10 protein-coding genes are annotated in these 13,861 nt (G+C 61.6%); 9 read left to right on the forward strand and 1 reads right to left on the reverse strand.

The features are described from left to right. Positions 1–26 precede the first annotated feature (26 nt). The 9 genes from C515_RS0110390 to clpB all read left to right on the forward strand — a co-directional run bounded on the left by C515_RS0110390 (position 27) and on the right by clpB (position 12,624). Positions 27–998: an L-threonylcarbamoyladenylate synthase gene (locus tag C515_RS0110390; RefSeq protein WP_043649096.1), complete on the forward strand. Its 972-nt coding sequence runs from the start codon at positions 27–29 to the stop codon at positions 996–998. A 105-nt stretch (positions 999–1,103) separates the two neighbouring features. Beyond that, positions 1,104–1,661 (forward strand): GspH/FimT family pseudopilin, encoded by a 558-nt coding sequence (locus C515_RS22540; RefSeq protein WP_051304842.1) that lies wholly within the window; start codon positions 1,104–1,106, stop codon positions 1,659–1,661. After that, positions 1,651–2,295, forward strand: a complete 645-nt coding sequence (locus tag C515_RS0110400; RefSeq protein WP_028455482.1) for a PilW family protein — start codon at positions 1,651–1,653, stop codon at positions 2,293–2,295. The genes C515_RS22540 and C515_RS0110400 overlap by 11 nt, the downstream gene beginning before the upstream one ends. After that, on the forward strand, positions 2,292–3,593 hold the full coding sequence (locus C515_RS0110405) for a pilus assembly PilX family protein (protein ID WP_028455483.1): 1,302 nt from the start codon (positions 2,292–2,294) through the stop codon (positions 3,591–3,593). Before C515_RS0110400 ends, C515_RS0110405 begins: the two co-directional genes overlap by 4 nt. Position 3,594: 1 nt before the next feature. After that, entirely contained in the window at positions 3,595–4,206 is a 612-nt protein-coding gene (locus C515_RS0110410) for a carbohydrate-binding protein (RefSeq protein ID WP_028455484.1), read from the forward strand. A gap of 166 nt (positions 4,207–4,372) precedes the next feature. Next, a complete protein-coding gene (locus C515_RS0110415; protein WP_028455485.1) occupies positions 4,373–6,637 on the forward strand; it encodes an arginine/lysine/ornithine decarboxylase in 2,265 nt (754 codons plus the stop codon). A 100-nt stretch (positions 6,638–6,737) separates the two neighbouring features. Then, the gene (locus tag C515_RS0110420; RefSeq protein ID WP_028455486.1) at positions 6,738–8,279 is read left to right on the forward strand and encodes a diguanylate cyclase domain-containing protein; all 1,542 of its coding nucleotides are present in this window, start codon (positions 6,738–6,740) and stop codon (positions 8,277–8,279) included. Further along, positions 8,276–9,886, forward strand: a complete 1,611-nt coding sequence (locus tag C515_RS22545) for a GGDEF domain-containing protein (protein WP_051304843.1) — start codon at positions 8,276–8,278, stop codon at positions 9,884–9,886. The genes C515_RS0110420 and C515_RS22545 overlap by 4 nt, the downstream gene beginning before the upstream one ends. 152 nt (positions 9,887–10,038) lie before the next feature. Continuing rightward, positions 10,039–12,624 carry an ATP-dependent chaperone ClpB gene (gene clpB, locus C515_RS0110430; RefSeq protein ID WP_028455487.1) on the forward strand — a complete coding sequence of 862 codons (2,586 nt, stop codon included), beginning with the start codon at positions 10,039–10,041 and terminating at the stop codon, positions 12,622–12,624. A 110-nt stretch (positions 12,625–12,734) separates the two neighbouring features. Here clpB and gap read toward each other — a convergent pair whose 3' ends face one another. After that, the gene (gene gap, locus C515_RS0110435; protein ID WP_028455488.1) at positions 12,735–13,736 is read right to left on the reverse strand and encodes a type I glyceraldehyde-3-phosphate dehydrogenase; all 1,002 of its coding nucleotides are present in this window, start codon (positions 13,734–13,736) and stop codon (positions 12,735–12,737) included. Positions 13,737–13,861 lie beyond the last annotated feature (125 nt).

The following is a 13,861-nucleotide window of genomic DNA, read 5'->3' on the forward strand; positions in this document are numbered from 1 at the left end:
AATACCCTTTTCTTTTGGATTCAGCCATGTCCACATCCAGCACTTCACTCGACCAGGCTCTCGCGCTGTTGCGCGCGGGCGAGCTCGTCGGCATTCCGACCGAGACGGTGTACGGGCTGGCTGCGGACGCGGGTAACCCGGAAGCCATTGCCAAAATCTTTGCCGCCAAGGGGCGCCCGGCCGATCATCCGGTGATCGTGCACATCGCCGGCAAGGAGCAACTGGCCGACTGGGCAACCGACATTCCCGCTGCGGCGTGGCAACTGGCGGAAGCGTTCTGGCCTGGCCCGCTGACGCTGATCCTGCCGCGCAAAGCCTCCACCCCGCTGGCGGTGACCGGCGGGCAGGATTCGGTTGGCGTGCGCGCGCCGGCGCACCCGCTGACGCACGAACTTTTAAAACAGTTCCGTGGCGGATTGGCCGCGCCCAGCGCCAACCAGTTCGGCCACGTCAGCCCGACCACCGCGCAACACGTGCGCGATGAATTCGATACCGCCACGCTGCAACTGGTGCTGGACGGCGGGCCGTGCGAAGTCGGCGTGGAATCGACCATTGTCAGCCTGATTGGCGCCCCCAAGCTGCTGCGCCCCGGCGGCGTGCCGCGCGAGGCCATCGAAACACTGCTGGGTATTGAGCTGGAGCACCATCAATCCGCCAGCTCCGCCAAGATACGCGCCTCCGGCCTGCTCGACAGCCACTACTCGCCGCGCACACCGCTGCTGACTGGTGCGCTCGATGTACTGCGCGCCGAAGCCGGTGAACGCGTGGAAGCTGGCCAGAAAGTGCTGCTGCTGTCCTTTGCCGGCACGGCGCCGCAAGGCGTGAGCGCCGCCGTGCTGCCCGACGATCCGGAACAGTTTGCCCGTGACATCTACGCCACGCTGCGCCATTACGACCGCAAGGGCTTTGCCGCGCTGCTATTGGAAAGCCCGCCGCAAACCCCGGCCTGGCTGGCGGTGAACGACCGTCTGCGCCGCGCGGCGCATCAGCGACTGTAGCGTCCTTGCTGGAGCGGCAACCGCCCATACGCCCGAAGCTGCCGCCGGGAATATCTGCGTTGTCAGCCTCGCCATTCTGACAGACCATACGGCATGGTCCTGACAATGCCCCGCCCCTTGCGTCAAGCCGCGTTCACGCTGATCGAGATGATGGTCACCATCGCCATTCTCGGCATCGTGCTCGTCATTGCCGTACCCAATCTGAACGACTACATCGCGCGCACCCACGTCAAGGGCGTCGCTGACAACCTGGCCCAGGACCTGGTGTTCGCGCGCAGTGAAGCCACCCGCTTGAACAAAACGGTGCGCCTGACGGTGGATAGCGGCTGCTACGGACTGACCACCGCCAACAGCGCCTGCAACTGCAGCACGGCGGGCAGCTGCGAGCTGCGTCAGGCCGGCAATTTCCCGCATGGCATCACGCTGAGCAAACCCGGCAATGGCAGCAACACCATCGCCTTTGACGACGACATCAGCTTTGACGCGGCGCGCGGCCTGCCTGTCGAGGGCAGCAGCATCCTGCCCGGCGACCAGCTGATTGCCGTCACCGGCCGCGACAGCCTGCGCGCCACCGTCAGGATGTCGGTGCTGGGCAGCGTGTGCATCTACTCGAAAGCAGAAGACGGCGCCAAGCGTCTATCAGGGTATCCAGATGCGTGCTAATTACAGAAAGGGCCACAAGCATATACCCATCATTAATCATGGCTTCACCCTGATCGAGATCCTGGTGGCACTGGCCATCGGCATGCTGGTCATCGGCGCGGCTTATTCGTATTTTCTGAGCACGCTGCGGACCAGCAGTGCGCTCGTTGCGCAGAGCCGGCTTCAGCAGGAGGTTCGACTGGCCGCGGAGCTGATGCAGCGTGATATCCGCAGGGCCGCATATCGGCCGGCCAATGCTGCGGGCGTAAATGCCACCCCCCTTTACATTGGCAAGACCAGTTCCACACTGCCGAGTGCAAATTGCCTCATCTACGCTTACTACGACCCCGACAGCACGACGACCGTCCGGCATGGCGGCTTCGTCTGGCATGGCAATCGGCTTTATATGAAGAAACCAGACAGCACGAGTGCCGCCTGCCCGAATGATGCCTCTGCGGACAGCAACAACTGGCTGCCGATAAGCAGTGAATCAACAGCTCAGATCACCGGGCTTTCACTTATCGCAATCTCATCGACACCACCACAATTGCGAATGGCAATGAGCGCTCGCTCCCCGCGCGACAGCGCAGTGAACTTCAGCCTGAGCCAGAACATTACGCTTCCCAACCTGCCCGCCATCACGCCACTGCCATGATTCATTCTGCTCGCCGCCGCAACAAGATCATTTCCATGCGCGCACAAAAGGGACTGGCGACACTGCTGGTTGCGGTGGTGATGCTGATTGTGCTGGCGTTTATCACCCTGTATTCCAACCGCGCCGTCTTCATTGAACAGAAAACGACGGTGAACCAGATCAAGAAAGCACTGGCACATGAAGCGGCTCAGAGTGGGCTGGAGCAGGCATTTGCCCTGCTGCAAGACGGAAATAGCGCCATCAATTACAAAAAGTACTTTGATAACAGCAGCGGCTCCTGGCGAATCAAATCCGCGTATGACTACACCAGCCGCAGGAATGGCAATGGCAGTATTTCCGATTTTTCCCCGCTAACCGGCAAAGACCCGATGCACACGGCGACCTTGGCCGCGGCCCTGATTCCGAGTGGAACGACGGGCAGCTCCCATCAGTCATTCAGTGTGTATCTGATTGACTCTCCCATCACCTCCCCCAGGCAGTTTCGTCTGGTCAGTCGCGGCTGCAGCGACAGCGCAGACTGCTCGCAAGCGACCGCAGTTATCGTTCAGGATTTTGCCCTGGGAGGTAAAGCCAACCCGCGCTGCGCACTGGACATCAATGGCAATGTCGCGATCGCTAATAATTCCAGCATCCATGGCTACACCAGTGATACGCGCAGCTGTGGCGCACACGTCGGAGGCAATATCAACGATGGTGGCGGCAACAGCGGCAATCGCGCCCCCCCAAATTATGACATCGACACCTGCAACCATCTTGGCAGCTGCCCGGCAGAACCTGGATTGCCAAGCGCAGAGCGCAGCCCGAGCACCAAGAGTGGGGATGCATTCTTTGAATCGTTCTTTAATGCCACCCCAGCGACGGTCAAAGATGCTTCCCACGTCATCACCGGAGATGTGAGCACACAGGCGGCATTTGAGAGCGCAATCAATGCCGCAAAGGCAGCGGGCAAGCAAACGCTCTGGATCAGCGGCAATCTGACCCTGCCTTGGGGAACCAATATTGGCAACCTGGGTTACTGCAGCGACGTCAGCAGCTGCAAGAGCAATAGCGTGACAGTGATCGTGAATGGCAACTTTGACTTCAATGGTGTCATGACAATGTGGGGACTTTTGTATGTTCGCGGCTCAACCAATGTACAGGCGACCGCCGGAGCATTGAACATCACCGGCGCCATGGCCTTTGAAGGCAGCCTTGCCGCCAATGCCTCGCTGCGCGTCAACGCAGACGACAACGTCATCAATGGTCAGGCAGAGTACTCTTCACCGAAAGCAGTAGAGCAAAGCTGGAGGGACTTCTGAAATGCCAGCAAGTCGCTCAAACCAGCTCGGCATCTCCCTGATCGAAGTCATGGTCGCTGTTGCCATTCTGGCCGTGGGCCTGATGATTCTGTCCCGTTTTACCGGAACGCTGTATCGGGACGTAGCGCACAGCTCCAGAAGTTCTCAGGCACTGAATCTGGCACAGCAGAAAATCGACGAATTCCGCTCTGGCGGCTTTACCAGCGCCGCCGATAGCTCTGGCAGCGATGGAGCGGCCACTTGCGACATAACGGATGGCTTCCGGCGCAGCTGGACACTGACCACACTGACCAACCCGACCTCGACCACCACGCCGGTACCGGCACCATTGAGCACGCGACAAGTGCAAGTCACGGTCTGCTGGAAGGACAGTAGGGACAAGGTTCAGTATGTCGCACTGACCGCCTTGGTGAAGAACAAGATTTCCGCAACCATGGCTACGCCGGTTCCGCCGCCATCGGTTGCGGCATGGGTAGCTGGAGCCAGCTACACGGCAGGCGCTCTGGTCAGTTATCAAGGCCAAATCTGGCGCTGTCGCCTTGCGCACATCGCGGGTGAAGGCAACCAGCCGTCCCTGGGACCCTACTTCTGGGAAGTCGCCAATTCATCCTGAGCCCTACTGGCTGGCAAAGTGCAACAATCGTCACACTCTTGCCGCAAAAACCCGCTAACATAGCGCGTTTTTCGGGACGTCCAAGGCCGGTAACAGCCTGCGCTTGCAGGTTGCCAGAGGTACCGCGCTCCCTTTCCACCCCAACATGTCTGGAAAGGACACGCCAATGCGTTTTTACTTCCCCCTCGTCATCATCGACGAAGATTTCCGCTCTGAAAACACCAGCGGCTCCGGCATCCGCGAGCTGGCTGCGGCCATCGAGGCCGAGGGCATGGATGTCGTCGGTTATACCAGCTATGGCGACCTGACCTCGTTTGCCCAGCAGCAAAGCCGCGCCGCCGGCTTCATCCTGTCGATCGACGACGAGGAATTCGGTGGCGGCTCGCCCGACGAAACCCGCGACGCGCTGGCCCACCTGCGCCATTTCGTCGAGGAAATCCGTCGCCGCAACCCGGACATCCCGATCTACCTGTATGGTGAAACCCGCACCGCGCGCCACATCCCCAATGATGTATTGCGCGAGCTGCACGGCTTCATTCACATGCACGAAGACACCCCCGAATTCGTCGCACGCCACATCATCCGCGAGGCGAAATCCTACCTCGACGGGCTGGCGCCGCCCTTCTTCCGCGCGCTGACGCATTACGCGCAGGACGGCTCGTATTCGTGGCACTGCCCGGGTCACTCCGGCGGCGTGGCCTTCCTGAAATCTCCGGTTGGCCAGATGTTTCACCAGTTCTTCGGCGAAAACATGCTGCGCGCCGACGTGTGCAATGCGGTGGACGAACTCGGCCAGCTGCTCGACCACACCGGCCCGGTCGCGGCCTCCGAGCGCAATGCCGCGCGCATTTTCAATGCCGATCACCTGTTCTTTGTCACCAACGGCACGTCGACCTCCAACAAGATCGTGTGGAATTCGACCGTCGCGCCGGGCGACATCGTGGTGGTGGACCGCAACTGCCACAAATCCATCCTGCACGCGATCATGATGACCGGCGCGGTGCCGATCTTCCTGATGCCCACGCGCAACCATTACGGCATCATCGGCCCGATTCCGCGCAGCGAGTTCGAGCCGGAAGCGATCCGCAAGAAAATGCTGGCCAACCCCTTCTGCCGCGAAAAGCTGGCGGAAAATCCCGACATCAAGCCGCGCGTGCTGACCATCACGCAGTCGACCTACGACGGCATTCTGTACAACGTCGAGGAAATCAAGGGTCTGCTCGATGGCGTGATCGAAACACTGCATTTCGACGAAGCCTGGCTGCCGCATGCCGCTTTCCACGATTTTTATGGCGACTACCACGCCATTGGCGAAGATCGCCCGCGCTGCAAGGATTCGATGATTTTCTCGACGCAATCCACGCACAAGTTGCTCGCCGGCATTTCGCAGGCCTCGCAGATCCTGGTGCAGGATGCGACCGACAACAAGCTCGACCGCGACATCTTCAACGAAGCCTACCTGATGCACACCTCCACCAGCCCGCAATACGCGATCATCGCGTCCTGCGATGTGGCGGCGGCAATGATGGAAGCGCCGGGCGGCACCGCACTGGTGGAAGAATCACTGGCCGAGGCACTGGAATTCCGCCGCGCCATGCGCAAGGTCGACGAGGAATACGGCCAGGACTGGTGGTTCCGCGTCTGGGGTCCGGATGACCTCACCGACGAGGGGCTGGATCACCGCGACGCCTGGATGCTGAAGGCTGGCGAGAACTGGCACGGCTTTGGCGATATCGCCGAAGGTTTCAACCTGCTCGATCCGATCAAGGCGACGATCCTGACGCCGGGGCTGAATGTCGACGGCAACTTTGCCGATTCCGGCATTCCGGCGGCCATCGTCGCGAAATATCTGGCCGAGCACGGCGTGGTGATCGAGAAAACCGGCCTGTACTCGTTCTTCATCATGTTCACCATCGGCATCACCAAGGGCCGCTGGAACACCATGGTGACCGCGTTGCAGCAGTTCAAGGACGATTACGACAAGAACGCGCCGCTGTGGCGCATCCTGCCGGAATTCATCGCCCAGTTCCCGCAGTACGAGCGCATTGGCCTGCGCGAGCTGTGCCAGCAGATTCACGGCATCTACAAGGACAACAACGTCGCCAAGCTGACGACCGAAATGTACCTGTCCGATCTGGTGCCGGCGATGAAGCCGTCCAAGGCCTTTGCCAAGATGGCACACAAGGAAATCGAGCGCGTGCCGCTCGACGAACTGGAAGGCCGCGTCACCGCCGTGATGCTGACGCCCTACCCGCCGGGCATTCCGCTCTTGGTACCGGGCGAAGTCTTCAACAAGACCATCGTCGATTACCTGAAATTCGTGCGCGAATTCAACGGCCGCTTCCCCGGCTTTGAAAGCTACACGCACGGCCTGGTGGTCGAGGAACATCAGGGCGGCAAGCGTTATTTCGTGGATTGTGTCGCCAATTAAGCAAATGCGCGCACGCAATTGAACACAAACGGGCCAGCAGGTTTTGCTGGCCCGTTTGTGCTTCTATACTCACAGACAAAGCAAACCGGATTCACCCTGCATGCCCGCCGACCACAACGTCCTGCAACTGCTGCACAAAGCGAAGGTCGCGACACGCGGCGGTGCAGCCAAAAAGGCGGTCAGGCTGGTAGACCAGGCTGCGGCGCTCCTTAGCGAAGATCCGGACCCGGCGCTCGAAGCCGCCATCGAGCTGGAACGCGCCCGGATCGCCTGGGGCCTGGTCAAGTACAGCGAAGGCCTGCAACACCTGCGCAAGGTGCTGAACCTGAGCGACGATGCGCCGCTGCTGCGTGCCGAGGCCCTCAGCCTGCAGGCCCTGCTGCACAATGCCCTGGGCAATTACAGCAAGGCCCTTGAAGGCTGGATTCTTTGCCTCGAAGAAGCCGGCACCAGCGGCAATCCCGAACTCTATATTGAAGCCTATCTTGGCATCGGCCATTACTACCTCATCGACCGGCAGCCGGCCAAGGCCCAGTTGTATCATCGCTATGCCTACCATCTGGGTACCCAGCACAGCGACCTGCAGCTGCGCCTGAAAGCCGCGCTGTATCTGCTGTTCGATCTGGTGCAGGCCGGGCAAAGCGAGGAGGCACTGGACGTGCTGGCCGTCGCACAGGCGTCACAGGATGAAAATACCGACCCGGCCTGGCGCGCCGAAACGCTGCATTACGCGGCAGCCATCTATCTGGAACAGGCCAGGCTCGCGGAAGCCGAAACCGCGCTGCAAGCCTCGCTGAAAATCAATATGGACGCCATGCTGCTCTGGGGCGAAACACAGAACCGCATGCTGCTCGCACGGCTCTACGAGGCGCAGGGCAAACTGGCACAGGCCGGCAGCACGCTGGAAACCTCCATCGCCATCGCCAGCAGCTTTGACCAGGGCTTTTTGCTGCAGCAGATCAGCAAGCAGCTGGTCGAGGTGCGCGAACGCGCCGGCGATCATGCTGCGGCGCTGGCCGCACATGAAGCCTACCACCGCTTTGCCGTCAGTCACCGCCGCCAGCTCAAGCAAAGCCGCAGCCAGATTCCGCCGGCGCGCGAGGCCCAACTCGACCTGCGCCTGCAGCTGCTCAAGGCACGCTACGATCTGGCGCTGCTGCGCCAGGCCGCCAGCCAGCACGATGGCGCCGATCTGCCCGAAGACGCGCTCACCGGCCTGCCCGCCCGCGCCACGCTGGAGGCCACCCTGCAGGAAAGGCAGAACCACACGCCGCAAACCCTGCTGTACTGGCGGCTGCACGGCCTGACGCTGTTCAACGAACAGCACGGCAAGGCCAGCGGCAATCGCGTACTGCAGCGCTGCGCCAGCCTGCTGCTGCAGGCTGCCCGCCAGTTTCACGGCCATGCCATGCGCCTGCACGGCAGCGGATTGCTGCTGGTCATTGACCGGGGAGAGGCCGCCCCCGCCCTGCTGCGTCTGCAGGAATGGCTGCCACACCTGCATCGCGAATACACCGCGGACAGCATCGTGCACAGCCTCGCGCTGCTGGATGCCGACGGACTCGACAAGCCCGCCCAGCAAATCCTTCTCCAGCCGCCCGCCTGGCGCTGGCCGGCTGACGGCAAGGGGAGCGCGGCATGAGCACCCCGACCCGCTCGCTGCACGAACTGAGCTTCTTCTTCCAGCTGCACGACCAGCTTGACCGCGACCCGGCCGCCGCGCGCGACGAGGCCGAGGCCCAGCTGCACACGCGCAAGGATCGCTTCGAGCGCATTGCGCTGCAGCTGCTGCAGGGCATTGCCATGGCCCGCTGCGGCGATTACGTGCAGGCCGAGCATCTGCTGGAATTCGCGCTGCGGCGCGCCAAGCTGCGCGGCTTTGGGCAGCTGATCGCCGAGGCCAAGGACGAGCTCGCCGGCATTTACCTGATGCGCGGCCTGACCGACGAGGCACTGAAGCAATGGCTGGACTGCTTCGAAGCCGCCCTGCATGAAAACAGCCGCTATGGCCTTGTCCGCTCCCATCTGGGTATCGGCAAGGTGTTCTATGCACTGGAGAAATACGATGAAGCCAAGGCCCAGCACCTGCGCTCGATGGAGCTCAGCTACACGCTGAGCGATTCGACACTGAGCACCACCATCCACATCTGCCTTGCTGCCGATTATCTGCGCCTGGCCGATTTCAACAGTGCCTTTGTGGCGCTGGCCATTGCCGAGGATTCGCTGGGCAGCAGCCGCAACATGCTGCACTGGCGCGCGGAGCTGCTGGCCTACCGCGGCCAGGCGCTGGCCGGCATGGGCAACTGGGATGACGCGCTGCGCTGCCTCGTCGATGCACGCACGATCAGCACCGAGCATCACTTCCAGTGGAGCGCGGCGCTGGCCGACCTGGAAATCGGCCGCATCCATTTCGTGCTTGGACAGGAGCAGCAGGCAGAGGGCCATTTGCTGCAGGCCAGGGAAATTGCCCGGCAAATCCGCTGCGTACTCTTCGAAATCCAGTGCGAGGAGCTGCTCTACAGCATTCGCAAGCAATGCAGCGATTACGTCAGCGCGCTGCAACATCACCGCCGCTATACCGAGCTGACGCTCGGCTTCATCGACACGCAGCGCGATCACCAGATCGACCCGACCACGCGCAGGCGCATGCGCCGCATGGAAAACGCGCTGGCGCTCGCGCAGTCCGAAGAGGAAAACAACTCGCTGCTGGCCCGCCTGCAGGTGCATGAGGAACACATCCAGGCGCTGAAGATCGAGGCCGAAACCGACCCGCTCACCGGCATCTACAACCGCCGCGCACTGGAAGAACGCCTGCAGCGCGAATTGTATCTCGCACAGCAGGCCCATCGCCCCTTCAGCCTGCTGATGCTGGACATCGACCACTTCAAGCAGGTCAACGACCGCTTCTCCCACCTGGTCGGCGATACGGTGCTCAAGACGGTCGCCGAGATCATGCAGGCCTGCTGCCGCGCCGACGAGTTCATCACCCGCTACGGCGGCGAGGAGTTCGTCATCCTCTTGCCCGGCGCCACCGCCGAAACCGCTCGCCATATCGCCGAGCGCATCCGCCTGAAGATCAGCCACCACGACTGGTTCAGCGTTCATCCGGAACTCTTCCAGCTGACCATCAGCATAGGCTCCGCAGCCCTGCGTGACGTGGAAACCGGCCGCGAACTGATCGCGCGGGCCGATCATTACCTCTATCAGGCCAAGGCCGATGGGCGCAATTGCACGCGCGGCGATACCTGACCAGGATTAGCCCTGTAGCCAATGCAGCAAATAGGCTGTAGCCATATACCCCAAGCAAGACCATATCTCTCCGCAGCGGCCCCACCCGCTTGAAATGCCGGATCGCATACCCATTTACAGCTATGACCATGAATTAAAAAGGGGTTTTCATCATGCGACTCGACAAGCTCACCACCAAGTTCCAGCAAGCGCTGTCCGACGCGCAAAGCCTCGCGCTCGCCAACGACAATCCGGCCATCGAGCCGGCGCACGTGCTCGCCGCGCTGCTGGGCGATCAGGATTCCGGCGCCCCGGCGCTGCTGGCGCGCGCCGGCGTCAATGTGCAGGCGCTGAAAAACGCGCTGGACGGCAAGATCAAGCAGCTCGCCAAAAATGTCAGCGGCGAGCACGACATCAGCATCGGCCGCGACCTGGGCAATTTGCTCAATGCCACCGAAAAACTGGCCATGAAGCGCAACGACCAGTTCATCGCCAGCGACCTCTTCCTGCTGGCGCTCACCGGCGACAAGGGCGAAGCCGGCCGCCTGCTCAAGGAGCACGGCGGGCAGACCAACTCGATTGAAGCGGCCATCAACGCCGCGCGCGGCGGCGAGGCGGTCAACAGCGCCGATGCCGAACAACAGCGCGAAGCCTTGTCCAAATACACCGTCGACCTGACCGAGCGCGCCAAGGCCGGCAAGCTCGACCCGGTGATCGGCCGCGACGACGAAATCCGCCGCGCGATCCAGGTGCTGCAACGCCGCACCAAGAACAATCCGGTGCTGATCGGCGAGCCGGGCGTGGGCAAGACGGCAATCGTCGAAGGGCTGGCGCAGCGCATCGTCAACGGCGAAGTGCCCGACTCGCTGAAATCCAAGCGGGTATTGGTTCTGGACCTCGCCTCCCTGCTGGCTGGCGCCAAATACCGCGGGGAGTTTGAGGAGCGCCTGAAAGCCGTGCTCAATGAACTCGCCAAGGACGAAGGCAACAACATCATCTTCATCGACGAGCTGCACACGCTGGTCGGCGCCGGCAAGGCCGATGGCGCCATGGACGCCGGCAATATGCTCAAGCCCGCGCTGGCGCGCGGCGAGCTGCACTGCATTGGCGCCACCACGCTCGACGAATACCGCAAATACATCGAAAAGGATGCCGCGCTGGAGCGCCGCTTCCAGAAAGTATTGGTGGACGAACCGAGCGTCGAGGCCACCATTGCCATCCTGCGCGGCCTGCAGGAAAAGTATGAAATCCACCACGGCGTCGACATCACCGACCCGGCCATCGTCGCCGCCGCCGAGTTGTCGCACCGCTACATCACCGACCGCTTCCTGCCGGACAAGGCCATCGACCTGATCGACGAAGCCGCCAGCCGTATCAAGATGGAAATCGACTCCAAACCGGAAGTCATGGACAAGCTGGAACGCCGCATGATCCAGCTGAAGATCGAGCGCGAAGCGGTCAAGAAGGAAAAGGACGAAGCCTCGCAGCGCCGCCTGGCGCTGATCGAGGAAGAACTCGAACGCCTGCAGCGCGAGTTCAACGATCTGGAAGAAATCTGGAAAGCCGAAAAGGCCTCGGTGCTCGGCAGCCAGGCCATCAAGGAAGACATCGAGAAACTGAAAAACCAGATGGAAGCGCTCAAGCGCGCCGGCGAATGGCAGAAAGTGTCCGAGCTGCAATACGGCGAACTGCCGGCGCTGGAAGCCAAGCTGAAAGCCGCCGAGGCCAGCGAGGCCGGTGGCAGCGACAAGCCGAAGCTGCTGCGCACCCAGGTCGGTGCCGAAGAAATCGCCGAGGTGGTCAGCCGCGCCACCGGCATCCCGGTCAGCAAGATGATGGAAGGCGAGCGCGACAAGCTGCTGAAAATGGAAGACGCGCTGCACCGCCGCGTGGTTGGACAACACGAGGCGGTTACGCTGGTGGCGGACGCCATCCGTCGTTCACGCTCGGGTCTGGCCGATCCGAACCGGCCGTATGGCTCCTTCCTGTTCCTCGGCCCCACCGGCGTCGGCAAGACAGAGCTGACCAAGGCCTTGGCGGCCTTCCTGTTCGACACCGACGAGCACATCATCCGGCTCGACATGAGCGAATTCATGGAGAAGCACTCGGTGGCGCGGCTGATCGGCGCGCCGCCCGGATATGTTGGCTATGAGGAAGGCGGCTATCTCACCGAGGCCGTCCGCCGCAAGCCCTACTCGGTCATCCTGCTCGACGAGGTGGAGAAAGCCCATCCGGACGTGTTCAACGTGCTGCTGCAGGTGCTCGACGACGGGCGGCTCACCGACGGCCAGGGCAGAACAGTCGATTTCAAGAACACCGTGATCGTGATGACGTCGAACCTCGGCAGCCAGCATATCCAGATGATGGCGGACAGCGATTACCAGGTGGTCAAGCTCGCCGTGATGGCCGAGGTGAAGACGCATTTCCGCCCCGAGTTCATCAACCGCATTGACGAGGTGGTGGTGTTCCACGGCCTGGATCAGGCGGCCATCCGCAATATCGCGCGCATTCAACTCGGCCGGCTGGAAGCACGGCTGGCGCAGATGGAGATCAGCCTGATCTGCAGCGATGCCGCGCTCGATCTGGTGGCGGAAGCCGGCTTCGATCCGGTGTATGGCGCACGGCCGCTCAAGCGCGCGATCCAGCAGCAGATCGAGAATGTGCTGGCAAAAGAACTGCTCGCCGGCCACTTCGGCCCGAAGGACGTGATCCGGGTCGATGCAGCTGATGGCAGGATCAGCTTCAGTCGCGAACGCTGAAACAACGGCAAGCGGGTATCCGCCTGCAAACCAATTACTCAATAGGCTGCAAGGCAATACCCAACAAAAAACCCGCCGAAGCGGGTTTTTTGTTGGTGGTTGATGGCGAATTACTTGGCCATCACGCGAACCATTTCCAGCACCTTGCTGGAATAGCCCCATTCGTTGTCGTACCAGGCCACAACCTTAACAAAGGTCTTGTCCAGCGCGATGCCGGCATCGGCATCGAAGGTGGAGGTGCAGGCTTCGCCGCGGAAGTCGGTCGATACGACCTTCTCGGTGGTGTAGCCCAGCACGCCCTTCATGCTGCCTTCGGAAGCGGCCTTCATCGCGGCGCAGATGTCTTCGTAGGACGCTTCCTTGTTCAGCTCGACGGTCAGGTCAACCACGGACACGTCGGAAGTCGGAACGCGGAAGGCCATGCCGGTCAGCTTGCCCTTCACTTCCGGAATCACCACGCCAACGGCCTTGGCTGCGCCAGTGCTGGACGGAATGATGTTTTCCAGAATGCCGCGGCCACCGCGCCAGTCCTTGTTGGACGGGCCGTCAACGGTCTTTTGCGTTGCAGTCGCCGCGTGAACGGTGGTCATCAGGCCGCGCTTGATGCCGAAGTTGTCGTTGATGACCTTGGCGATCGGTGCCAGGCAGTTGGTGGTGCAAGACGCATTGGAGATGATGGCCTGACCGGCGTAGGTGCTGTCGTTCACGCCGTAGACGAACATCGGGGTGTCATCTTTCGACGGTGCGGACATGATGACCTTCTTGGCGCCGGCGGCGATGTGCTTTTCGCAGGTTTCGTGGGTCAAAAACAGGCCGGTGGATTCCACCACGACATCGGCGCCAATCTCGCCCCACTTCAGCTCGGCCGGATCTTTCACGGCGGTCAGGCGGATGGTCTTGCCGTTCACGACCAGATTGCCGCCTTCCACCTTCACGTCGCCCTTGAACTTGCCGTGCACGGAGTCGTGCTTGAGCATGTAGGCGAGGTAGTCCGGCTCGAGCAGGTCGTTGATACCAACGATTTCGATGTCATCGGCGAAGTTGTAGACAGCAGCGCGGAAAACCATGCGGCCGATGCGGCCAAAACCATTGATACCTACTTTGATAGCCATGGATCATCTCCAGAAATAGAGGATGGAACGAAATACGGGACGGCCCAAGCATGCAGCAGCCGGGGCTGGCTGCCTTTGTGCCATGACAAAAAACCGTCAGATTCTTGCTTGCGGGTCAGCGGCGA

This window comes from Chitinilyticum litopenaei DSM 21440 (assembly GCF_000428145.1).
Lineage (GTDB): Bacteria > Pseudomonadota > Gammaproteobacteria > Burkholderiales > Chitinibacteraceae > Chitinilyticum > Chitinilyticum litopenaei.